At 38.4% G+C, this 24,702-nt stretch carries 27 protein-coding genes; all 27 read right to left on the bottom strand.

Going from position 1 to position 24,702, the window contains the following annotated elements; translation table 11 throughout:
• Positions 1-1,098, bottom strand: a complete 1,098-nt coding sequence (locus MWJ95_RS01080) for a prephenate dehydrogenase (protein WP_249074133.1) — start codon at positions 1,096-1,098, stop codon at positions 1-3.
• The gene (gene hisC / locus MWJ95_RS01075) at positions 1,095-2,195 is read right to left on the bottom strand and encodes a histidinol-phosphate transaminase (protein WP_249074134.1); all 1,101 of its coding nucleotides are present in this window, start codon (positions 2,193-2,195) and stop codon (positions 1,095-1,097) included. Before hisC ends, MWJ95_RS01080 begins: the two co-directional genes overlap by 4 nt.
• Before the next feature lie 17 nt (positions 2,196-2,212).
• Positions 2,213-2,581, bottom strand: coding sequence for a chorismate mutase (aroH, locus tag MWJ95_RS01070; protein WP_249074135.1), 369 nt, complete (start codon positions 2,579-2,581; stop codon positions 2,213-2,215).
• Positions 2,578-3,669 (bottom strand): 3-dehydroquinate synthase, encoded by a 1,092-nt coding sequence (gene aroB, locus MWJ95_RS01065; protein WP_249103731.1) that lies wholly within the window; start codon positions 3,667-3,669, stop codon positions 2,578-2,580. Before aroB ends, aroH begins: the two co-directional genes overlap by 4 nt.
• Positions 3,670-3,672: 3 nt before the next feature.
• Positions 3,673-4,854 carry a chorismate synthase gene (gene aroC / locus MWJ95_RS01060; RefSeq protein WP_249103728.1) on the bottom strand — a complete coding sequence of 394 codons (1,182 nt, stop codon included), beginning with the start codon at positions 4,852-4,854 and terminating at the stop codon, positions 3,673-3,675.
• A 343-nt stretch (positions 4,855-5,197) separates the two neighbouring features.
• Positions 5,198-5,968: a CheR family methyltransferase gene (locus tag MWJ95_RS01055; protein ID WP_249074138.1), complete on the bottom strand. Its 771-nt coding sequence runs from the start codon at positions 5,966-5,968 to the stop codon at positions 5,198-5,200.
• An 84-nt stretch (positions 5,969-6,052) separates the two neighbouring features.
• Complete coding sequence (locus tag MWJ95_RS01050) at positions 6,053-6,283, bottom strand: hypothetical protein (protein WP_249074139.1); 231 nt, start codon at positions 6,281-6,283, stop codon at positions 6,053-6,055.
• A gap of 325 nt (positions 6,284-6,608) precedes the next feature.
• On the bottom strand, positions 6,609-8,234 hold the full coding sequence (locus tag MWJ95_RS01045) for a long-chain fatty acid--CoA ligase (protein ID WP_249103726.1): 1,626 nt from the start codon (positions 8,232-8,234) through the stop codon (positions 6,609-6,611).
• Between the two features lie 219 nt (positions 8,235-8,453).
• Positions 8,454-9,215: a 3-hydroxyacyl-CoA dehydrogenase gene (locus MWJ95_RS01040; RefSeq protein WP_249074141.1), complete on the bottom strand. Its 762-nt coding sequence runs from the start codon at positions 9,213-9,215 to the stop codon at positions 8,454-8,456.
• Positions 9,216-9,230: 15 nt separating this feature from the next.
• Positions 9,231-10,379, bottom strand: a complete 1,149-nt coding sequence (locus MWJ95_RS01035) for a thiolase family protein (RefSeq protein WP_249103723.1) — start codon at positions 10,377-10,379, stop codon at positions 9,231-9,233.
• A 334-nt stretch (positions 10,380-10,713) separates the two neighbouring features.
• Positions 10,714-11,040: a nucleoside triphosphate pyrophosphohydrolase gene (locus MWJ95_RS01030; protein ID WP_249103718.1), complete on the bottom strand. Its 327-nt coding sequence runs from the start codon at positions 11,038-11,040 to the stop codon at positions 10,714-10,716.
• A 255-nt stretch (positions 11,041-11,295) separates the two neighbouring features.
• Positions 11,296-11,649 carry a cyclic-phosphate processing receiver domain-containing protein gene (locus MWJ95_RS01025; protein ID WP_249074144.1) on the bottom strand — a complete coding sequence of 118 codons (354 nt, stop codon included), beginning with the start codon at positions 11,647-11,649 and terminating at the stop codon, positions 11,296-11,298.
• Between the two features lie 92 nt (positions 11,650-11,741).
• A complete protein-coding gene (locus MWJ95_RS01020) occupies positions 11,742-11,843 on the bottom strand; it encodes a DUF3221 domain-containing protein (protein WP_249103715.1) in 102 nt (33 codons plus the stop codon).
• Between the two features lie 20 nt (positions 11,844-11,863).
• On the bottom strand, positions 11,864-12,118 hold the full coding sequence (locus MWJ95_RS01015) for a hypothetical protein (protein ID WP_249103712.1): 255 nt from the start codon (positions 12,116-12,118) through the stop codon (positions 11,864-11,866).
• A 478-nt stretch (positions 12,119-12,596) separates the two neighbouring features.
• Entirely contained in the window at positions 12,597-13,013 is a 417-nt protein-coding gene (gene ndk, locus MWJ95_RS01010) for a nucleoside-diphosphate kinase (protein WP_132359254.1), read from the bottom strand.
• Positions 13,014-13,099: 86 nt separating this feature from the next.
• The gene (hepT, locus tag MWJ95_RS01005; RefSeq protein WP_249074146.1) at positions 13,100-14,074 is read right to left on the bottom strand and encodes a heptaprenyl diphosphate synthase component II; all 975 of its coding nucleotides are present in this window, start codon (positions 14,072-14,074) and stop codon (positions 13,100-13,102) included.
• Positions 14,075-14,093: 19 nt separating this feature from the next.
• Entirely contained in the window at positions 14,094-14,798 is a 705-nt protein-coding gene (locus MWJ95_RS01000; protein ID WP_249074147.1) for a demethylmenaquinone methyltransferase, read from the bottom strand.
• Between the two features lie 15 nt (positions 14,799-14,813).
• On the bottom strand, positions 14,814-15,581 hold the full coding sequence (locus MWJ95_RS00995; RefSeq protein ID WP_249074148.1) for a heptaprenyl diphosphate synthase component 1: 768 nt from the start codon (positions 15,579-15,581) through the stop codon (positions 14,814-14,816).
• A gap of 395 nt (positions 15,582-15,976) precedes the next feature.
• Complete coding sequence (gene mtrB / locus MWJ95_RS00990) at positions 15,977-16,195, bottom strand: trp RNA-binding attenuation protein MtrB (protein WP_049666799.1); 219 nt, start codon at positions 16,193-16,195, stop codon at positions 15,977-15,979.
• Positions 16,196-16,258: 63 nt separating this feature from the next.
• Positions 16,259-16,828 carry a GTP cyclohydrolase I FolE gene (folE, locus tag MWJ95_RS00985; protein WP_249074149.1) on the bottom strand — a complete coding sequence of 190 codons (570 nt, stop codon included), beginning with the start codon at positions 16,826-16,828 and terminating at the stop codon, positions 16,259-16,261.
• Positions 16,829-17,335: 507 nt separating this feature from the next.
• Positions 17,336-17,608, bottom strand: a complete 273-nt coding sequence (locus MWJ95_RS00980; protein ID WP_004232618.1) for an HU family DNA-binding protein — start codon at positions 17,606-17,608, stop codon at positions 17,336-17,338.
• A 199-nt stretch (positions 17,609-17,807) separates the two neighbouring features.
• Positions 17,808-19,286, bottom strand: a complete 1,479-nt coding sequence (gene spoIVA, locus MWJ95_RS00975; RefSeq protein ID WP_249074150.1) for a stage IV sporulation protein A — start codon at positions 19,284-19,286, stop codon at positions 17,808-17,810.
• 92 nt (positions 19,287-19,378) lie between these two features.
• Positions 19,379-20,170 carry a hypothetical protein gene (locus tag MWJ95_RS00970; RefSeq protein ID WP_249074151.1) on the bottom strand — a complete coding sequence of 264 codons (792 nt, stop codon included), beginning with the start codon at positions 20,168-20,170 and terminating at the stop codon, positions 19,379-19,381.
• 25 nt (positions 20,171-20,195) lie between these two features.
• The gene (locus MWJ95_RS00965) at positions 20,196-20,405 is read right to left on the bottom strand and encodes a DUF2768 domain-containing protein (RefSeq protein ID WP_249074152.1); all 210 of its coding nucleotides are present in this window, start codon (positions 20,403-20,405) and stop codon (positions 20,196-20,198) included.
• Between the two features lie 429 nt (positions 20,406-20,834).
• The gene (locus MWJ95_RS00960; RefSeq protein ID WP_249074153.1) at positions 20,835-21,851 is read right to left on the bottom strand and encodes an NAD(P)H-dependent glycerol-3-phosphate dehydrogenase; all 1,017 of its coding nucleotides are present in this window, start codon (positions 21,849-21,851) and stop codon (positions 20,835-20,837) included.
• 168 nt (positions 21,852-22,019) lie between these two features.
• Positions 22,020-23,330: a ribosome biogenesis GTPase Der gene (gene der / locus MWJ95_RS00955; RefSeq protein ID WP_249074154.1), complete on the bottom strand. Its 1,311-nt coding sequence runs from the start codon at positions 23,328-23,330 to the stop codon at positions 22,020-22,022.
• 231 nt (positions 23,331-23,561) lie between these two features.
• Complete coding sequence (rpsA, locus tag MWJ95_RS00950) at positions 23,562-24,698, bottom strand: 30S ribosomal protein S1 (protein WP_249074155.1); 1,137 nt, start codon at positions 24,696-24,698, stop codon at positions 23,562-23,564.
• Between the last annotated feature and the right edge of the window lie 4 nt (positions 24,699-24,702).

The following is a 24,702-nucleotide window of genomic DNA, read 5'->3' as shown; positions in this document are numbered from 1 at the left end:
CTATGAAATATAGGTTTCATAATTAGCACGTTTTTGTATACACGCTGCTGCACGTTCACGGTCACTTTCACTTTGTAAACTAATAACAAGAATCCCGAAAACGTCTTCCCGCGACTCTACGATACGTAAATTCGTAATACTAATCGCTTCGTCTGCAAGTAAACCTGTCACTTCAGAAATAACCCCCGGATAGTCAGGAACGTCAACATATAAATCAAATGATGTGAACATGGCTCCTGCACTTATCGGTAATTCATCCCTTAGCTCTTTGGCCATCGCAAAGTATTGTTCAATGTCCTCTGAGCCACCATTTAAAAGCAGCTCCTTAACCCGACCCATTTCCTTTTCCCAGCCTTCTAGCTGTGCAATAAGCTCATCTCGATTTTGTAATGTTATATCTCGCCATAAAATCGGATTGGATGACGCAATACGCGTTACATCACGGAAGCCCCCAGCTGCAAGCGAACGTGTCATTGGGTACTCCCCATTTTCTCCGCCCAACTGATGCACAAGAGAAGCTGCCACAACATGTGGGAAGTGACTAACTACAGCTGTCATATGATCATGCTCTCGAGCTGATACACTAACAACCTTTGCATGTGTAAATTTTAATAGACTTTCAAGCTGTGCCATATTGACAATTTCTTCACCAGCAAGCGGTGTTAACATATAATAGGCATTTTCAAAAAGGTGAGCCTTTGCAGCTAAAACACCGCTTTTATGTGAGCCAGCCATTGGATGTCCTCCAATAAAGGTAATGCCTAACTCACGTAGTTCCCCAGCCTTTTGCATAATCATCTTCTTTGTACTACCTGTATCTGTTACGATTACTTTATTTTTTAACGGCCATGTTTTTAATTGTTCCATCCATTCAAGTGTTGCATTGACGGGTGTTCCAAAAATGATAACATCCGCGTCAGCTGCTGCTTCTTTTGGATCTGTCACAATATCATGAACAATATTTAACTCTTTCGCATGTTCACGTGTTTTCGGCTCCATATCATAGCCAATAATTTTTGTTTCTGGCGCTTTTTGTAATGCTAAGGCAATCGAGCCACCAATTAGGCCTAGCCCAATTACGAGCACGTTACGTGTCATGCAAAAACTCCTTGCTCTTTAAGGACGTCTTCAAGGTGACTTAACAGTGCTTCATTTTGAGCCTCAGTTCCGATTGTCACACGGATAAACCCAGGTAATCCTAACGCATTCCCGCTACGGATTATAAAGCCTCGTTTCATCAGCTCATTGAAAACTACATCACTATCAGCATTCGTATTAAAGAAAATAAAGTTCGTATCAGAAGGGAAGTATTTTAGATTATGTTTTTCGCAAAATTCAATATATTGTTTTTTACCTTTTTCATTTGCTTCACGGCAAGCTTTAATATATTCTTTATCGCTTAAAGCGATTGTCGCAACTGCTTGACTTAAAATTGTATTATTAAATGGCGCTCTAACTGGATCGAGTTTAGCAATTACGTCTGGTTGCGCAATTGCATAACCCACACGGAAAGAAGCGAGACCATATGCTTTTGAGAATGTACGCATTAATAGTACATTGGGAAACTCGTCAATTAAAGGTAGAGTATCTTTATGGCCAGGGTGCGTTACGTATTCGATATATGCTTCATCTAAAACTACTAACACATCTCTTGGTACCTTAGCTAAAAATGCACGCAATTCAACATCAGGTATCACAACACCTGTTGGATTATTTGGACTACAAACCCAAACGATCGAAGTGTTGTCATCAATTGCTGCTATCATAGCATTGAGATTATGTGCACCTTCGACACAAGGAACTTTACGTACCTCCGCGCCTTCTATTTCAGCATTGTGCCAGTATTGAGAGAAGGATGGGTCTGCCATCACTGTATTGACACCTGGATACAACAATGCACGAGTAATAATCGCAATAATATCGTCAGATCCGTTACCAAAAAGAAGCTGTGTTTCTTTGACACCTAGATGATTTGCAACAGCTGTACGTAAATTTTGTGCATAACCGTCTGGATAGATCGCATGATTTACAGAATTATTTTGTAAATAAGCAGTTACCTTAGGTGAGCACCCAAATGGGTTTTCATTAGATGCTAGTTTTACGACTTCTTGTAAACCATATTCACGCTGTACTTCTTCAATTGGTTTACCAGGCTTATATGCTTGCATACCGTCCAATTGTTGTTTCCATTTCATCTCAAACATCTCCTCTATTATTTAGCTTGGGCTAAATCTGGTCTTAATTTAACTGCATCATTGAGATACAAGTGTTTAACATCCTTTTGTGCCACTTCCACATTTGCATGTATTAATACACGAATACAAAGTGGCAATGCGTTCGGCACGTCCATTTCATGCGTACACATGACCGGTACATATTGCCACCCGTCCATTAATCGTACAGCACGTGCCGGAAATGCTGACGTAATATCAGGTGTTGTGGATATTAGTATGGAAGCAATATCATCAACTTCTACATGATTAGCTGCTACTACTTCACGCACTAATCTTGCTGTTTCATCCCATACAAGCTCTGGCTTGTCAGATTCAATTGTAATTGCTCCTCTTAGTCCACGAATCATACAAGCACCTCCGCTAATAGCTGTCGGAATTCAGCATCTACTTCTCTGCACTCTGCTAAATCAATTGGTCGCACGAAAGGCTTACCAATTTTATCCAACAATACAAATTGTAAAATACCATATTCCGCTTTTTTATCTTTCATTAAATACTCTGTTAACTGTTCAAAGGAATATTCTTTCACAGCTTCAAATGGATAACCATTCTTCACTGCAAATTGTAAAAATGCTGACGTGAAGTTACGGTCTAATTCACCGTATCGTTCACTTAATAATAAACAATAAACAAGCCCAATCATGACAGCCTCGCCATGTGCCACTTTTCCATAACCAGCTGCAGCTTCAATGGCATGCCCATAAGTATGACCTAAATTTAAAAATTTCCGCACAGATTGCTCCGTTTCATCCTCTGCTACGATTTGCGCTTTTACTTCAATTCCTTTTCTAAGTTGCTTCGCTAATTCTTCTGTAGTGAAATGAATAACTGTTTCTGCAGCCATTAATTCCTCTAACCACGCTGCATTAGAAATCATCGCATGCTTGATCACTTCTGCTGTTCCTGAACGTACTTCGCGTTCAGATAAGCTCTCGATAAATACAGTATCGTAAATAACTCCCTCGGGCTGATAAAACGCACCAATCATATTTTTACCTAGTGGATGGTTAATAGCTGTTTTACCGCCTACTGCTGAGTCATGTGCTAAAATCGTCGTTGGGATTTGAATAAACGGTACTCCACGCATATAAGTGGCTGCAACAAAGCCTGTTAAATCACCTACAGCTCCCCCACCAAATGCAAAAATAAAAGATTTGCGTGAGCATTTTTGTTCAAGTAAAAATGTTTGTGCCGCATAGTATTGTTCAAAGGTTTTACATGCCTCACCACCTGGTAAGATGAAAATCTCAAAATGATAAGGGAAATTCGCCTTAAAATAATCGCCTTGCGCCGCCCACACATTAGCATCCGTAAAAACAATGAGCTTATCAGCTTTTTGAAGCTTAGCATCAAATACTTTTACTGCTTCAGCTAAAAAATTATGACCAAGGATAACCTCATATTGATGTGATCTCGTCGCTACTGGTACTCGCATAAATTAGAACTCCTTTGTATAACGACGATGTTCGTCGATTTGAGCTTTGAGTTGAGGTAATTGATCGCTATGGAATTGTTCCATTATTGCATTCGCTATTTCCCAGGCAATAACGTGCTCAGCAACAACTGATGCTGCTGGTACCGCACAGCTATCCGAGCGCTCTACACTAGCTTTAAATGGCACTTTCGATTCAATATCAACACTTTGCAAAGGTTTATATAATGTAGGGATTGGTTTCATGACACCTCTTACGACAATAGGCATTCCAGTAGACATTCCACCTTCTAAACCACCAAGTCGATTTGTTGCACGTGTATAGCCTTCTTCCTCTGACCAAATGATTTCATCATGTACTTCAGAGCCTTTACGTCGTGCCATTTCAAAACCAATTCCAAACTCAACACCTTTAAATGCATTGATAGATAACATAGCAGCGGCTAATTTCGAATCTAACTTACGGTCATAATGAGTATACGAACCTACACCAGCTGGTACTCCTTCAACGATGACTTCGACAACGCCACCAATTGAGTCACCCGCTTTTTTTGCTTCATCAATTGCCTCCACCATTTTTGCAGATGCCTCTGGGTCAACACAATAGCAAGGATCTGACTCTACAATGGCACGAATTTCATCAACAGATTTTCCTTCCACTAAGGAAGTGTCTGCCTTAATACCAACGATTTCTGTTACATGTGCCACTATGGAAATGCCTAATTCATTTAATAACGCTTTTGCAACTGAACCCACTGCTACACGAACAGTTGTCTCACGCGCAGAGGAACGCTCTAATACATTTCGTAAATCACGGTGTCCGTATTTCATGCCACCTACCAAATCTGCATGTCCAGGACGTGGACGTGAAATTTGACGTTTAATCTCTTCAGGATTCACATCTTCCGCTAACGGTTCTGCTCCCATAATCTTTGTCCAGTGCTTCCAGTCATCATTTGTAACAACGAGTGCTACGGGAGAACCAAGTGTTTGGCCATGACGAACACCAGCGACTATTTCCACTGTATCCGTTTCGATTTGCATACGGCGACCGCGCCCATGCCCTCCTTGACGACGTTTTAAATCATGGTTAATTTTTTCTACTGTAATTGGTAAGAGCGACGGTAAGCCCTCTATAATTGTTGTTAATTGAGGTCCATGTGACTCTCCGGCTGTTAAGTAACGCATAAACACTTTCTCCCTTCAACTCGCTAAAGTATGTATTTTTCACTATAACATATATTCTCTAAAAAAACAGTCCTTTTGCAATTGTCTTTTAAGACTCATTTTAAATCATTCGCAAATTCCGAACTGTTCCAGCAAATTCATTTTCAAATTAGAATATTCTGAACGATTTACATAGAAAAAGATCTTCATTAATTATTAATCTTCATCAATCTAACTAATAAAAAATACGCTTTTGCTTATGGCAAAGCGAAAAGCGTACGATTCATCTATGTCTAAAGCCTAAAAAATTATGTACATGACATTCATATTGTCTACTGTACGAATGCTTTTCTCATATTATTAACTAGTTCCTTCTATAGAAAAATGTATCCTCAACTTCAAACTCATAACGAGATGGATTAAAAATTTGCTCTGTTGATCCAACAAATAAAATTCCATCTTTGCGCAATGCTTTGCTAAAATTAGTATAAATCTGATCTTTCGCTTCTTCAGTGAAATAAATCATCACATTGCGGCAAACAATTAAATCATAATTAGAATCGTAATGGTCCTTAAGTAAATTATGCTTCTTAAAAGTCACACAACGTTTAATCTCATCTTTGACCCTATAAAAAGAACCTTCTTGCTCAAAATACTTAGCTTTAATATCACTCGGCACTTCTGCTAAGGAGCGCTCTGGATACACACCCAATTTCGCCTTTTGAATGACATTTTCATCTAAATCAGTAGCAATGATTTGAATTTGGGATAATGGCACTAATTGCGATAATACCATGACTAAAGAATAAGGTTCTTCACCCGTTGAACAAGCAGCACTCCAAATTTTCAAACGTTTATTAGATTGCAGTAATTTCGGAAATATTTTTTTCTGCAAAACTTCCCAACGCTTCCCATTACGATAAAATTCAGAAACATTGATAGTCATGCGATCTAAAAACTCATTCATTAAGTCACGATCTTGTTCAAGTGCCTTTAGAAAGTCCACAAAATGACGATATCCCTTTTTCTCATACAGAGATGTTAATCGTCTTTTCATTTGCGCTTCTTTATATAGCGCTAAATCTATTCCTGTTTTGCGCTTTATACCTTCTATAAACTGTTCATAATCAGACATGCAGTCTTCTTCCCCTCTAGCGTCGTATTTCCATTATAGCGGAAAAGTGCCATTCCTGAAATAGCCTTTCACATGTAATCCAAGTTACTTAGTTGAGTTTTGCTTTTCCTCTAATAATAACACTTTGGATTGTTCTAATTCTAGACGTAATTTTTCTGTTTCCATCGTATACGTTTCTAATCTTAGCTTCTCTAACTCTACTTCCTTCTCTATAGCCTTTAATTTAATTTTTTGTTTTTTTGTATGTGTATCTGTAAAAATACCTGCTAAAGCAATAACTATTCCTCCAATTATTGCAACTATCGCAATTGACAATACGTCCACATCCTTTCATTAATAATGATTATACGGTAAAATGGAAAAAATAGTTTCATTTTTCTTATCATTCTTTCATTATTTCGGCAAAAATATTCCAATGATTTTATTGGTTCTTCACCAAAATATGCTCTTGACACCAGGGAGTTGCCCACTCTCCACTCCAATCAACTTATAACATGGTATACGTTTTAACAAATTTTACGCCTAACTTTAGCGATTAGCAAAAAAGTTAAGTCCATACTAATGGAAAGGGTCCCACCGATTCCATTTTTTCGCATAAAAAATGAAGGTAGTTAGTTACCACCTCCATTTTCTAGTCGGCCTAAACCTCTACTTGATATTCCTTTAAATCTTCTCGCAATTTTACCTTCATGAATTTTCCTACAGAAGTTTTCGGTATCTCATTTAAAAATACAACGTCATCAGGAATCCATGTTTTATGGAATTGCGATCGTAAATCATCTAGTAGCTCTGCTTTCGTAATGGAATCTTGGAATTCAGGCTTTTGTACAACACACGCTAGTGGTCGTTCAATCCATTTTTCGTGAGGAATTGCTATAACAGCAGCCTCAAACACTTTAGGGTGTGACATCAAAGCATTTTCAAGCTCTACGGAAGAAATCCATTCTCCACCGCTTTTAATTAAATCCTTTGTACGATCTGTGATTTTGATATAACCATCTACTGTCATTACTGCAATATCACCAGTGTAAAGCCAGCCATCTTTAAAGGCTTCCTTTGTTCGTTCATCGTTATAATACTCTGCAGCAATCCACGGGCCCCTAATTGTCAATTCGCCCATAGTTTTGCCATCCCAAGGGACTTCTCCGTTTTCATTAACTACGCGTGTTTCAATGAGCGGCACTGTTATTCCCTGTGTAATACGAACATCCATTTTTTCATCCATCGTATAATCTTGCATATGTGTTAAATACGTCGATACGCTAACAAGTGGCGATGTCTCAGTCATACCATAGCCCGTCATGTAAGGAATTTTAAGGTCCCCCTCGAAGCCACGAACTAGACCGAGCGGCGATGCTGAACCACCACATACTATCAACCGCATTGAAGACAGATCACGTGGATTTTTGCGTTGCTCCTGTAATACCCCAAGCCAAATTGTAGGTACTCCTGCAGTCAACGTTACCTTATATTTTTCAAATAAATCAAGGAGAAGCTGTGGTGTAAACATTGGTCCTGGAAGCACCTGTGTAGCACCAAATAATACACCAGCGAACGGAAATCCCCACGCATTCGCGTGGAACATTGGTACAACAGGAAGTAAAACATCAGTCTCACCTATTGCAATACTATCAGAGAGTCCCGCAGCCATAGTATGGAGGACAATGCTACGATGCGTATACACTACACCCTTTGGCATTCCTGTAGTTGCACTTGTATAGCACATGCCAGCAGGTGTATTTTCATCTAGATCATCTGGAAATCTAAAATCATCTTTCGCCTCTTCAAGTAACGCCTCATAAGAAAGAGCATTCGGTAATGGCATGTTTTCTAGTTCGACCGCATCCCCCATGACGATAAAATGCTTAACCGATTTTAATTGTGAGACAATCGGTGCAATGAGTGGAACTAAGTTATCATCAATTAGTAAAATTTCATCTTCTGCGTGATTAATAACATAAGCGATATGCTCAGGTGCTAATCGAATATTTATCATATGCAATACAGCTCCCGCACATGGTACTGCAAAATATGCTTCTAAATGGCGGTGATGATTCCAAGCGAAGGTACCTACCTTCATACCCCTCTGCATCCCCAGCTTAGTAAGAGCATCCGCTAGTTTACGAGTGCGTTTTACATATTCTTTATATGTAAACTCGTGAATTGTTGTAGGGCTTGTCCGCGAATATATTTTTTTCGCATGAAAAAATCGTTCTGCTCGATCCAAAAAACTTGTTAATAATAAAGGCGTATCCATCATGTGCATAACAACACTCCCCTTTGTTTATAAAAATTTTGAATCGTCCAAGGCTGACTGCTACTCCTAAAAATCACATACGAAACAAGCTCGTTTTTCGGCTCGATATCCGCAGACAAGGACCTTTTAACTTCAGAGCTTCACGAGTCGTAATCACTGGAAGATCACCTTAGCTTTCGCTCATTCTCTTAGCTCTGTGTAAATCTAGTACACACCTTCGTTTTACCCTTACTTCGGCTGCATACGAATGGCGCCGTCCAAGCGGATTACTTCACCATTTAATAAGCCATTTTTGATAATACTTTCGACCAGTAGCGCATATTCAGCTGGTTTCCCAAGCCGTTTAGGGAATGGAGTCATCTGGGCAAGTGCGGTTCTTGCCGGCTCTGGTAGCGATGCAAACATTGGTGTTTCTACTAACCCTGGGGCAATCGTCATAACACGTACACCAATTTCAGCAAGCTCTCTTGCAATCGGCAATGTCATTGCCGCTACACCTCCTTTTGACGCACTATATGCCGCTTGTCCTATTTGCCCATCAAACGCTGCCACAGATGCAGTATTAATAATAACGCCACGCTGACCATCCTCGTTCGGCTCATTAAGTTGCATCTTCTCAGCTGCAAGGCGAATAACATTGAAAGTACCAATCAAATTCACAGAAATCACCTTTTCAAATAAATTAAGGGCATGTACACCGCGCTTTGAAAGTACTTTACTGGCATCAGCAATTCCTGCACAATTCACTGTGACGTTAATGAACCCAAATTTCGCTATTGCTTGCTCAAGCCCTGCCGCTACATCCGCTTCTTTTGTAACATCAACACGTGCATATTGGACATTCTCCCCTAACTCCTCTACTAGTGCATGTCCTCGCTCGTCATTAAGATCAAAAATGACTGCTTTGCCACCCTCTGCAACAATTTTACGAACAGTCGCCTCTCCTAAACCAGAGGCTCCCCCAGTAACAACTGCTATTACTTCATTCATCAAATACAACCCCTTTTACATTTTTTCAATAATCGTGGCATTTGCCATTCCCATACCTTCACAAATTGCAAGTAAGCCATAACGCAAATTTTCACGTTCCATTCGGTACAGCATCGTTGTTAACAGCTTTGTACCTGTCGCTCCTAATGGATGCCCCAAAGCAATTGCTCCTCCATCTGGATTTAATCTATTTGGATCTGCTCCAATTTCATGCAACCAAACAAGTGGTACTGGCGCAAAAGCTTCATTCACTTCATACGTATCAATGTCCTCTATCGTAAGACCTGAACGTTCAAGTACTTTTCTAGTTGCCTCAATCGGACCAGTTAGCATTAACGTCGGATCTGAGCCAACAACTACTCTAGTAACAATTTTAGCAAGTGGTTGGATGCCTAGCTCCTGGGCCTTTTCTAGAGACATTATCACTACCGCTGAGGCACCATCACTCATTTGACTAGCATTACCGGCTGTAATCACACCATCTTCCTTAAAAATGGTTTTAAGCCCATTTAATTTATCAACTGTCGTTTCTGCCCGAGGTCCTTCGTCAACAGAAAACGTTGTCACTACGCCGTCTTCTTGCGTAACTTGGACAGGCAATATTTCTTTTTGAAAACGGCCCGCCTCTATTGCAGCTAATGCTCGTCTATGACTGTTGTAAGCATAGTTATTTAGCTGATCCTTGGACAAACGCCACTTTTCCGCTATTTTCTCTGCGGATACCCCTTGATGTATAATTGTATAGTTATCTTGTAAACGTTCACCCGCGTGGGCACCCTTCATGTTAGACCCCATTGGTACCCTCGTCATACTTTCAACGCCACCAGCAATCACAATGTCCATATCACCTGCTAAAATCGCTTGTGCTGCAAAGTGCACAGCCTGCTGACTCGAGCCACATTGACGGTCGATTGTCACTCCTGGAACACTTTCCGGAAAGCCTGCCATTAATAATGCGGTACGAGCTATATTTGCTCCCTGTTCAGCAGTTTGCGTTACACAGCCAAAAATAACATCCTCTACCTGATCCTTTTGTATGCCTGCTCGTTGTACCACTTCGTGCAGTACATCTGCCGCTAAGTCATCTGCTCGAACGTTACTTAACGCCCCTTTACTCCTGCCAACCGCTGTACGAACAGCTGATACAATTACCACTTCTCTCATAAAAAAACCCCTTTGCTCTGGCATCTCTCTCTTTTCCTATCATCCAATTTATTTAGATGTTATGAAATATATTCATGACTATTACGCTATCCAAAGTCCTAATAGTCAGAATATTACATCTTCAATTTTACATGACTATGAAGTATTTAACAATAGTGCCAGGCTTCTACCTGTCCCTAAAAATCCTGAGCATTAAAAAAAGCAATCTCAAATTAAATTGAAATTGCTTAGGCTATCTATTTTGCGTATTAAACTAAATCTTCACCGAAGAATAAGCCAATTTCACGCTCAGCATAAACTCACAAATAAGTAATTATTCATCATTGAAAATAGGTTATTTATCCTCTACATCAATTAAATAAATCGCCTTATCAAACCCACCACGTTTAGCCATCTTCTGCTCACGAATCGCTTCTAGTTCTTCATAATTTACACCTAACGCACTGATAGCTGTATGTACTAATTCTAAAATATCCGCTAATTCTTCAACACTCTCCTGAACGTTAGCTGCCCCATGAAACTCTTTTGCTTCTTCAATCATTTTTGCCTTTACCTCTACTAGAAGCTCCGGTGGTTCTAAAACCCTTGCATTATACTTTAATCCATCCGCTTCAATAATCTCTAAAATTTTATCCCGTACTAACTTATTATAAACAGGCATTGTCATTCTCCTATATATCGGAATATTTATTTACCCTCATTGTACTATATTACTAATTAATTCGTAGCTCTTTTCATTTGCTACCCATAGAAAAAGGTACTTACATGAACTCTCAGTAAGCACCTAACTACTTATCTCAATACACATTTTACCCAAGACTATTTTGACAATGGTTTATACAGGTCACTTTTTATATAGAGATGTACGATAGCGGAGAATAAAGTACAAGAGAAATTATCACTACTGTAGGTATTATCACTTTTTACTTACAGTATATTTATTCGGAACTTTAGGATAATGATATAGCTTTTCAATCTGAATAATGTTGTGTCGAACCGCTCCTTTTAATGTTTCGTACATATTTTCACGCCCAACAGGATTGTCAGTATGTATATATACCGTGTTAATACTAATACCTTCATTGCAAATCCATTTAACTAAATCATATCCATTTTTCAACTCTACTTCGTTTTCATCACATCCTAAATCATGATCTAAACTTATTAATTTTACGTTGCCTGTTAAAAGATATTTTACAGCTTCTTCAAATGTTCTAGCACCGACAAACCCTTTTGGAATATCTCGTAAATCATCTACATAAAGCCACATATTTTAACCCCCTTAAAAATAGTTTTAATCGAATGTCCTATTCCAAACTGCAAGATGTCTTTAAGGCGTAATTTGGAATTATAGACTTTTGGTCACAGTTTTTCTATACGAATAACTTTGAATTTTGCTGGATTTGACTCCAAAATTTCAGAATACCAAATCCTCACTTTATCTCCACTTTTAATTCCTTTCATAGACAGTTTCAAATCATTATTTAAAATTGAAACTGATTCAAATTTATTTGAGTACATGAGATTTTCGCTAGAGAAATTTCTATATCTGATTGTTGAACGTCCTTTCCTTGAATAAAATAGACTATTCCTTCATGCATTACTATATAGCCAATTTCACTTTCAGTATTTTCTTTACTAGATAATAGCTGGCTAACATTACCTACAAACCATAAAACAACAAGAAAAAGTAACAATAAGACCATGTTGGTAATAGGTTTGGGGATACTGTTCTTCATTCAAATCACCATCTTATCTATTTAGTTATTTTCATATTGAATAAAATTTAACGTTTTTAAATGTACATAATATACCAAATACTTTGCTCACCTCTATTCTACAATATAAAACAATGTACTACTTCACAAAGAGAATATACATGGCAATAGTTTTAGCTGCTTTATAATTTTATACATTGTTTACAAATAGTTATTTGCAAAATCCCGAATTTTGTAATAACAACATTTAAAGCATGTTCAATTTTTATATTTCGGCTATCCATATCTAAAAAGAATCAATTTTCTATTGGGTTATTAATTTTTCGTTTGATAGTAAATAAATCTAAATCAATGTTTGAATTAACTTTATTAAATGATTTAGACAAACAAAAAACCTCCTAACATTTTTTGTTAGAAGGTAAAAGTTACATCGGAAAATAGATGATTTTTTTATTTAGTTCTCGTAGTTATTTTCACTACTCTATTTAGCTGAAAGAAATTAAACTAAATCTTCACCGAAGAATAGGCCGATTTCACGCTCAGCAGAAGCAAGTGAATCAGAACCGTGAATGATGTTGTGAGAAACAGTTGTTGCATAGTCACCACGGATTGTACCTGGGTTAGATTCTTCAGGTTTAGTTGCTCCCATCATTGTACGAGCAAGTTTGATTACGTTTTCACCTTCCCATACCATAGCGAATACAGGACCAGAAGTGATGAAATCAACTAATTCACCAAAGAATGGACGCTCAGCATGCTCAGCATAGTGCTTTTCTGCTAATTCTGTTGGAATTACCATTAATTTAGCACCTTTCAATACAAAACCGCGACGTTCAAAACGATCTACGATATCTCCTACTACTTGACGTTCTACGCCATCAGGCTTAACCATTAAAAAAGTTTTTTCGATTGCCATGTTTAAAACACTCCTTAAATTCGTATAACAGGTTTTACACCTACCGATAAATATTAACAAAAAATGAGCCTTTGTACAACAAAAAGCTAGAATTTACGTTTACCCATAAATAGAGCGACATCACGTAGTTTTTTCTTGACAGGATGTTTTGGTAATGCATCTATCTCTTGCAAAGCCTTTTTCAAATATTTATCACTCATTTTATTAGCTTGCTCAATCGCGTCGGATTTACGCACATACTGCAGCATATTTTGACGTTCTCTTTCCGTCAACGTACCTGCAAATACTTTTACCAAGTAAGGTTGCATGTTAGGATCATCTTTTAACATAAGAATCGGTAATGTAATATTACCTTGTAGTAAATCACTACCTGCTGGCTTCCCTAATTCTTTATCTGTTGCCATAATATCTAAAACATCATCGATAATTTGGAAACTCATGCCCACAAAATAGCCGAAGCGTTTCAAATGTCTCACTGTCTTGGGATCGACACCTGCTGCCACTGCACCAAGTTCACAACTAGAAGAAATCAGTAAGGCCGTTTTTCGTTTGATGCGTCTAAAATAATCCTTTAATCCTTGATCTAATCTAAATTTATCTTCGATTTGAATGACTTCACCGTTACAAATTTCCACCATTGTACGTGCTAAAATTTGATGAACTAATGGGTCTTCAAGCTTTGTAATATATTCAAGTGCACGCGCAAAAATAAAATCGCCCGTGTACATTGCAACTCTATTATTCCATTGTGATTTGACAGTCGGGCGTCCTCTTCGCATATTGGAATCATCAATTACATCATCATGCACAAGTGATGCCATATGAATAAGCTCTACTGGCACGGCTACATCTTTCATCTTTTCGATGTCATATTCGCCAAATTTCGCGCCAAGCAACACAAAAATTGGTCGTATCCGTTTGCCACCAGCTTGCAATAAATGGAGAGAAGCATCATTGATCAAACATGAAGAAGAGTTCACAGCCTTTTCTAATTCTTGTTCAATGATTTCGATATCTGATTTCAAATCGGAATAGAGTAGTTTTAACTTCATCTTTTCCACGTGTGAAAACCTTCCCCCATTAACGTACTTTTTTAAAGCCCATATGCATTGCCGCAGCACCGCCACTGTATGCTTTATACGTTACTTTTTCTAAACCTGCCTGCTCAAACATTGCCGCTAACTTCTTCATACCTGGGAAATCATTTGCTGATTCCTGTAGCCAAGAATATTCTTTATAGCTTTTTGCAAATATTTTACCAAATATCGGCATTATATATTTAAAATAAAAACGGAATAATTGTCGATAGCCTGGAATTTCAGATTGAGATGTTTCTAAACAAACAACCATTCCCCCTGGTTTTACAACACGATTCATTTCCTTTAAAACTTGTAAATAATCCGGTACATTACGCAGTCCAAAACCAATTGTTATATAATCAAATGTATTGTCTGGGAAAGGTAACTCCATCGCATTTCCATGTATTAGTTCAATTTGTGGGTAAGGCTTTACCTTTTCCTCGCCAACCTTTAGCATGTTTTTACTGAAGTCTAGCCCCTTTACTTCTCCGCCTTCACCAACTGCCTCGGCTAATGCAATTGTCCAATCTGCCGTACCACAGCATACATCTAGTGCCTTCGCTCCAGGTTTTACTGCCATGTGCTTCATCGTATCATTGCGCCAGCCAACATGCATTTGGAAACTAATAACACCATTCATTTTGTCATAGTTTTCCGAAATACTTTCAAATACTTCGTGCACGTGCTCTTCTTTCGTTTTAGCCATTTTGAAAAACCTCTCTTATCCATTAGTAGAAGCAATGGATGCCTCTACACGTGCTTGCAGAGCTTGTTTAACATCACTTTGTAAAAACGATGCTTCTTCTATCACCTGTAACAGCTCTGTTTTTAATTGCACAATTTTGTCCTGTATGACGTTGCTATAGGTCGCTCCAGCATACCTTGCACTTTCTTCAAGAACCTTACTCATTAAAGATACTTGCCCACGTTGATAGGTCGCCAATTCTCTTTCTAAACGCAAGATTAATAAGCTCTTATCCATAATTGGAATATAATTACTAAACGAATAGAGCTCGAAAAATTTTGAGATTAGTCCTGATTCAATATTAGTTATTGAGGCAAACCATTGTTCGATTGATCGCTTTTCTGCCTCATATACTTTAATTTGGTGTTCACAACGTGCCACAATACCTTGCGACAAGCTTCGGATCAATGCGACATTTCCCGACATCGCTAAAATCTCATAATAACGGCCACTATAAAAGTCTCCAGCTAAAACGGTTAGCTGCTGTTCTTTGGATGTGGCGTTTAATTCTTTAATATGGTCGTGCGCCGCTAAGGCTGCGTACACAATTCCAACAGTAATTGCAGCTTCTCTTTCCTCTTGCTGCCACTCTTCCCCATTTAAAAAGGGAACTAACAAGTAAAATAATTGATTTTCATCGAGCACAGGCAACCCTGTGTATTTTTGCAAAGTTCTATGACGAACATCCATGAAAATCTCTGTTTTTAGTTGTGCAATTGAATTTTGAATGTATGTTGCATTCATAGACCTTACTCCATTTCAATTTCAAATACGTTAGTCACTTCATGACCTAACGCTTGCTTACTGAGTCATTATAGCATACGCGACGATTCGGAATAAAAAATTTTTGCTTTATTCATCATGATAGGCAGTAGAGCTTCCCCGTTAAAAAACGGAAAAATCCAACTGCCTATCAATTATGCCTCGGCATAATTGCGTCCGGAGGCTTTAACTTCTTTCAGCATTCATCTCAACGCCTAGAAAGGTGGGAGACATTTGTAGCTGGCTACAAAAACACTGGCTGAAAGAAGTTAAAATCGGAGTGAAAACATTACTAAGTTTTACACATCTAATCGATTTATATGTGCCATCACTAATTTGCATAGACATAAAGCACTTTTGTAAAGTAATTTCTCACACTACTTCTTTGCTTCGCTATTTATAACACCATGAGCTGTATGAATCTGTGCTTTCCCACGAATTTTCATGGCAGATGTATGTTCGGTAAATTGAGCAATCATAACTTCACCTGCATCTAATTTTTCAGAATGATGGAACTTTGTATCTGTACCTCGTGTTAAACCGATTACGTGCACGCCATCTTCCTCAGCTTGAATAACAATATAATCTTGTGCCATTGTCTGTACACTCCTTAAATCCGAAAAATTCTTAGTCCATCATAACATAATTAGACATACAATTTAAGACATTTGAATAAATGATAAAACTTCTCTACGTTTTACTTCATCTTCTAAGTAAATACCACGCGCCACCGATGTCACAGTTTTAGAACCTGGTTTCTTAAGTCCTCGCATAGTCATGCACATATGCTCCGCCTCAATGACTACATAAACACCTTTAGGAGAGAGCATTTCCATAATTGTCTCCGCTACAGAAGAAGTAATACGTTCCTGCAATTGCGGACGACGTGCAATGGTTTCTACTGCACGTCCTAATTTACTTAGTCCAGCAACAATGCCATCGTTTGGTATGTAAGCAACATGAGCTTTCCCGTAAAAAGGCACTAAATGATGCTCACACATCGAATAAAACGGAATGTCCTTCACAAGTACTAATTCCTCATGGTCTTCATGAAACACGGTTTTAAAATAATCTTTTGCATCTTCGTGTAAGCCACTAAACATTTCTGCATACATTTTTGCTACACGTTTCGGCGTATCGAGTAAACCTTCACGATTTACATCTTCGCCTACCGCCTCTAAAATCATTTTTACTGCTTCTTCTATTTTCAATAAATCAACATTCGACATCCGTAAAAACCCTCCTGCGTATCAATACATTACACATTTCCTTAAGCATCGTAGCATATCCAAAAGGTAAGCGCAAAACGACTTACTTGAATCAAAAGAAATTCAACGCTTTATGAGCAAAATAGCCACTTATTGCTTTCTAATTAGGAGCTTATATTAAATTCGTGGCTCACATTATTTCGTATGGTTGATTTCCGTTCCAGCTGGTGAGGTCCTTGCTCATTCAATCAACAAAATATAGCGCAATTTTTAGTGATGGCCTTTATATGTGCATATGATATTACATTCCATATACTTTCGTTTATAGCATCTTTCTATGTACGACTAACTTATATAGCTATCTGCGCAACTTTTCGTAGTGAAGATCCATTATATCTCAGCATAATTGCGCCGCCAAAATATTGGTAACTGTCGTTTCACTTTCGTTACAACAACTGAAAAAGTTAAAAAGAGCAGCCTTCATGTTCATTTACATGAAGACTGCTCTATGTAACTACTAGACGTGTATTATTTTACAGCATCTTTAAGCGCTTTACCTGGTTTGAAAGCAGGTACCTTGCTAGCAGCGATTTCGATTTCTTTACCAGTTTGTGGGTTACGACCTTTACGAGCCGCACGTTCACGTACTTCAAAGTTACCAAAACCAATTAATTGTACTTTGTCACCCTTTGCAAGAGCATCTTGAATTGTATCAAATACAGCTTCAACTGCTTTAGAAGCGTCTTTTTTTGAAAGACCTGCAGCTTCAGCAACAGAGTTTACTAATTCTGTTTTATTCACACCATTCACCTCCTCTCAAAGGGTCATGAACCAATTCTGTAAAAAGAGTAACACATAGAAAACCGCTACGCAACTGTATTCATACATGATTATAACCAAAAAATGCGTTTTTCACCCAAAAAACAAAAATAACAGGACTTTTCGCATAAAAACGAAAAGTCCTGTGGTAATTTTTTGCGCTTTATTTTTCATTTTTTCACTACAAAATAAATGTAACTAATCCTCTGTCACCCTCGTTCACCATACGTTCAATTGTTTGTCGCATACGTTTTTTGGCTGTAGATGGTACAGCATCCATTTTGTAGCGTATCCCTTCTTTTAACACTTCATGTAGCGGCGTTCCAAAAAGTTGTGTATTCCATAAAGCTTCACGATCATGTAAATAAGCATGATTTAAATCCTTAAGTAATTGTTGACTATGGAATTCAGAGCCAATTAGTGGCGCGAATTCTGATTCCATATCTACTCGAATGATATGATATGATGGCGCTTTTGCCTTCATACGAACACCATAAAAATTATTTTGTTTAATGAGCTCTGGTGCTGTTGGCTCAAACTCCTGCATCATCGGCAATGTGACACCATAACCGTTCGAATCTGCTTCACTAATAGCAGTTTTAAAGCGTTTTTGCGCTTCTTTTGCTTCCGCTGCCTCTTTAATAAAGAGTAGCCAATCTCGCTTCGTCTCAATCGGCTCATCTAGCCATTCATTGCAAACTGACTTATAAAGCTCACTTTGTAATGACACTCGGATGACGGCGGTCCCAATACCAGCATCCACATGTACCACTTCACTCTGGTCAATAAAATCAATGGCTTTAAAGGCATCTGACGCTTGCTGTACATCTCTAATTTTCATAATAGATGATAGCACTTCTTCCATCGAATCGATTAATGCAACGTTCAATGGGTGTGATGCATCTAAAACATCTAACCAATCTGGTTTTTCCACTTCTATTGTCCGAATTGGAAATTCAAATAATGCTTCTTGCAAAATATACTGAATATCAGATGCTCGCATTTGATCAATAGAAGTAGCAATAACTGGAACATTATATCGCTCAAATAGCTCATTTCGAAGCTGTACCGTTTCTTCTCGTGCCGGCATTTGGCAATTCAATACAATAACGAATGGTTTTCCAATATCCATTAATTGTTCTACAATTTCTTCTTCAGCCTTCTCTGCCGCACGACGGCTTATACCATTTACCGTGCCATCTGTCGTTACAACAATTCCAATATTGGCATGATCACGAATTACTTTATCTGTGCCTATTTTCGCCGCTTCTTGGAAAGGGATAGGCTCTGTATGCCAAGGTGTGTGCACATATTTTGGCCCATTTTCATCCTCATAGCCTTTTGTCCCTTCAATGATATAACCAACGCAGTCTGCTAAACGAATTTGGAACGTCATTTCATCGTCACCAACCGCAATACGTGTTGCTTGTGCAGGCACAAACTTCGGCTCAGCAGTCATAATGACTGGCCCCGGCGAGCTTTGTGGCAACTCGTCTTGCGCACGCATTCTTTCTGTTTCGTCCACAATATTTGGTAACACGACCGATTCCATAACCTTTTTTACAAATGTTGATTTACCTACACGTACTGGACCGACAACACCAATATAAACATCGCCATTTGTGCGCTCTGCAATTTCTCTAAATACTGCTTCACTCAAGGTTTCTGCCTCCTTTATCTACGCTTTTTCACTATATGCGAGCGAATAGATAAATATGAAAAGCTCCTCACAAATGTAAGGAGCTTTATTGACTACTCTTTTTTAGTTTTGGATTCAGACTCTTGAATTGCTTTTTCCTTAGCTTTTTCTCTAGCTTTTTTTGCATCACTATTATATTCGTCCATAAAATAAATTGGCTCACCTTTTTCATCTACTGTATACGGTATAGAATAAGCCGGTACTACTGGATATTTATCGACAAGTAGGAGTCGAATATCATCTCCTGGCTTCACATCTGGCTTGTCTTCTTTTAGTAGTTGACCTAAATCAATAGAATAGTCGACATGCATTTCGCCATCGCCTGTCATAAATATTGGTAATTCAGCACCAGAATAAGGGCTTTTCACAGTAACATCGTTTTTATAGCCTAATTTTTCAAAATCAATTTGGTATACATTATCGGAAGTTGCATCCTTTATAGGCAAATACTGAGTAGAAAGTTTACGAATATTTATTTCACGAATTCGCTCTGCAGCATTTAAGTCCACCAATTTTACTTTAGCTTCTTTCTCTGGATCCCAAATAATATACTGGAATATTCCACCCTTTTCATAGGCATTTCCAGGAATTTGCGCGAGATATTTTGGCATTAGTTTTTCAAAATCAATTAAATATTTTATATATATATCTGTATCTAGCTCGCTATTTTTAATAGGAACTAGTCCACCAGTTGCTTCTCGGTATTCATCAACCGCACGCTGAACCGCAGCTAATTGATCAGCATCAGGCACTAATTTTGCCCTTTTTTCGTCTTCTGGATATGCACAACCTACTAAAAGTACCGCGGTTACAATTACCAAAAGAAAAGCACTTAGTTTTTTCACGTCACTTTCACCTCATCATTTTTTATCATGGCCATGTGGCAATAATTAGTACCATTAAAAATGTGCCTAGCCCAAACAGTATGTATGCCATTAAATTTACAATTGTACGTAAAAAAACGTTCGAAATCTTATGACGAGCTAAGAAGATTAAACCAACAGATACAATCAAAAAGCCGATACAATAAAATGATACCCACATTATATCAAGCGCTGGCAAATGTGCTAACGGACCCATTCAAGACAACCACCTTTCTTCGACATCACAAAACAATCAAACTATATTATACTATGTGCATTCGTTAAAATGAAATAGTTGTCCAGTAACTAGCAATCTATTATGCCTCGGCACAATTCGCCAAAGGCTTTAGGCCAACGTGATGTTGGTCAGTCTTGTATTGCTATCGCTTCGCTTTCGCACAGATAAATTGCTACAGGACGTGGTATTCTCCTCTATTTCGGCTCCCGCTGAAAAGTAACTTCATTCCGCATCATACCAGCAACCATAGAGGTAAGGAACTTCTTCTGAAAGTTGTTAAATTGACAATCCGCTATTGCTTATTCAACTGAAAACGCAATAAGGCATCTCAGTTATCAACTGAGATACCCTATTTATGTCCATTCTATGACAAATCTAATCAAATAGATCCGGTATGTTCCATTAATTTTAGTATATCATGTCATCGATTTCACGCTTTTTCATACGCATCATTAATGCATCAACCGCTACTTTCGGTTCAACATCACTAAATAAAACACTATAAAGCTCCGTTGTTATAGGCATAGCAACCTCATTTTTCTCCGCTAATTGATAGGCAGCTTTTGTTGTGCGTACCCCTTCAACAACCATGCCCATTTGGTCTAATACCTCTGGCAGTTTCATTCCTTGTCCCAGTAAATTACCTGCACGCCAGTTTCGAGAGTGCACACTTGTACATGTTACAATTAAGTCCCCCATGCCTGTAAGTCCAGAGAATGTAAATGGATTCCCACCCATTTTAACACCAAGACGTGAAATCTCAGCCAATCCTCGCGTAATAAGTGCCGCTTTGGCATTATCACCATAATTTAAGCCGTCTGAAATACCTGCAGCTAATGCGATTACGTTTTTTAATGCCCCGCCTATTTCTACGCCGATCACATCTTTGCTTGTATAAACACGGAAAAATTGATTCATAAATAAATCCTGAACTTTTTCTGCGGCTTCAATGCTTGCACAAGCGGCTGTAACAGTTGTCGGGTGGTGTAAAACAACTTCCTCTGCATGACTTGGGCCTGAAAGGACTACAATTTCTTCAACAAATTCAGCTGGTAAACTTTCTTCTAAAATTTCTGAAATTCGTTTTAATGTATCGGGCTCAATCCCTTTCGATACATGAACAAACAGTACTTTTTTATCGAGTAATGCTATCATTTTTTCACATACTTCTCGAATAGCCTTTGTAGGCACGGCTACGACAATTGTCTCCGAATGAGCAACTGCCTCAGCAATATCACTTGTTGCATACAAATTTGCCGGTAGTACCGTTTCAGGTAAATACTTCTTATTCGTATGCAAGTTGTTAATTTCGTCTGCTTGATCAGTTCGATGAGTCCATAAAAGTGTATCATGTCCATTTTCTGCAAGTACCATCGCGAGCGCTGTACCCCACGAACCTGCCCCTAACACACAAATCTTTTCCATTCAAAATCCTCCCTTGTTAAGAAAAAAACGCTAGAGAAAAGCTTACATAAGAAAACCTTTCAAAGCAATCTTCTAGTAGACATTTGGAAAATTATACTTTCCTCTCTTGTAAAAAGACGCCACCCAACAATTATAGTCGGGCTGGCGTATTGTATGTGTATATTTTTCCTAAGCACGAGCACGGGAAATTAAACGAATTGGCGTTCCTTCAAAATCAAATGTTTCTCGAATTCGATTTTCTAAAAATCGTTCATAAGAGAAATGCATTAGCTCTGGTTCATTGACAAACACCACAAACGTCGGTGGCTGTATCGCAACTTGAGTAGCATAGTAGATGCGAAGACGACGACCTTTATCAGCTGGTGCTGGGTTACGTGCCACAGCATCCTCAATAACCTCATTAAGGATAGATGATTGAATTCGCATGGCATGGTTTTCACTTACGCGCTGTATAATCGGTAAAATTTGATGAACACGTTGCTTTGTATTGGCTGAAACAAAAATAATTGGTGCGTAGTCTAAGAATAAGAAATGCTCACGAATTTGTTGTGTAAAGACGTTCATTGTTTTTTCATCTTTTTCAATTGCATCCCATTTATTCACTACAATAACAATCGCTTTTCCTGCTTCATGTGCATAACCCGCAATTTTTTTATCCTGCTCTTGGATGCCTTCTTCTGCGTTTAGAACGACTAAAACAACATCAGAGCGTTCGATTGCACGTAGCGCACGCAATACAGAATATTTCTCTGTCGTTTCGTACACTTTCCCTTTTTTACGCATACCTGCAGTATCAATAATGACATATTCCTGATCATCATACTCATAAGGCGTGTCAATCGCATCTCGAGTAGTACCTGCGATATTACTAACAATAACACGGTCTTGGCCTAAAAATGCATTTACTAACGAAGATTTCCCCACATTTGGACGACCAATTAACGAGAATTTAATGACCTCGTCACCATATTGATCTTCATCCTCCTTAGGGAAATGCTTTGCACATTCATCCAATAAATCCCCTAAGCCTAAACCGTGAGAACCAGAAATTGGCCAAGGCTCACCAAAGCCAAGCGCATAGAAATCATAAATCATCTCGCGCATGTCCGGGTTATCAATTTTATTCACTGCTAAAACGACCGGTTTTTTTGTTTTGTATAAAATTTTTGCTACTTGCTCATCGGCAGCTGTTACACCTTCACGACCATTTGTCATAAAAATAATAACGTCCGCCTCATCAATGGCAATCTCTGCTTGTTGACGAATTTGCTCTAAAAACGGCTCGTCCCCAATCTCAATACCGCCTGTATCAATAATATTAAAATCATGTGCTAACCACTCTGCCGAACTATAAATACGGTCGCGTGTAACGCCTGGAATATCTTCCACAATCGATACACGTTCTCCAACGATACGATTAAAAATCGTCGACTTACCTACGTTCGGACGACCTACGATGGCTACTACTGGTTTCGTCATCTGTACTTCATCCTTCCAACTTCTTGTCTTTCGCTATTATACACGAAAAATGCCATTATATCATATCATATCCATTAAGGAGCGCGCTATGTACTGTTCTATCCATCCACTTGGAAATTTTTATATCATTTCGTCACTTCTATTTGATTTTTTCCACTATCCGTCGCTTTTAACACTCTTCTTCAATCCATAAAAAAGCGAGGACACAAACTGTATCCTCGCTTGTCTAGTCTATTTAAAATTTTTCAGTTTATCGCCAATAACATCACCGAATGAGAAACCTGTGTTTTCTTCAGGTAATTCATAGTCAACTACTTCCTCAGCCTCAGGATTTTCAAGTAAATCCTTAATGCTTAATGCTAAGCGGCCATCTTCAGCATTTACGTCAAGTACTTTTACCTGTACCTCTTGCCCTTCTTTTAGAGCTTCGTGCGGCGTGTTAATATGCTTATGCGCGATTTGCGAAATATGCACTAAACCTTCTACACCTGGGAAAACTTCCACAAATGCTCCAAATGAAGTTAGACGTTTTACTTTTCCATCTAGCACTGTACCTTTAGCTGCACGCTCTTCGATATGCGACCAAGGACCAGGAATCGTTTCCTTAATGGATAGCGAAATACGCTCATTTTCAGGGTCTACAGAAAGGACTTTAACCTTCACCTCTTGTCCCTCTGATAAAACCTCGCTCACATCACTTACATGCTCATGAGACACCTGCGAAATATGCACAAGGCCATCAATACCACCAAGGTCAATAAATGCACCAAATGATGCGATACGCTGTACTTTACCATCTAAAACATCACCCGTTTTAATATGGTTAATCACATCTTTCTTTTGAGAAGCTTTTTCAGCTTCCACTACAGCACGATGTGATAAAATTAAGCGATTTTTTTCTTTATCAAGTTCAACAATTTTAAAGCTAAGTGATTTGCCTTTATAGTCTTCAAAATCATCAACAAAGTAGTCTTCTACTAGGGATGCTGGAACGAAGCCACGTACTCCTAAATCAACGACAAGACCACCTTTAACAATATCTTTTACTTCAGCTTCAAAAACTTCCTCAGCGTTGAATTGTTGTTCAAGTGAATCCCATGCTTTTAAAGCATCTACTTTCCGTTTTGATAATACATAGTTTTCTTCTTCAACTTTTGTAATCATCAACTCCAACTCATCTCCAACAGAGATTACGTCAGACGCTTTTTCAATGTGTAAGCTTGATAATTCACTGATAGGCACAATACCATCATACGGTGCACCTGGAATTGAAACAGTTACCGCTTTTTCATCAACTTGCTCAGCAATACCTTTGACGATATCACCTTCGTTAAATGTTTGTTCTGCATAGTTCATTTCTTCAGACATATGT

It is taken from the genome of Lysinibacillus sp. Bpr_S20, assembly GCF_023337835.1.
Lineage (GTDB): Bacteria > Bacillota > Bacilli > Bacillales_A > Planococcaceae > Lysinibacillus.
Note: the sequence above shows the minus strand (reverse complement) of the source record. Positions and strands in the feature narration are given on the sequence as shown.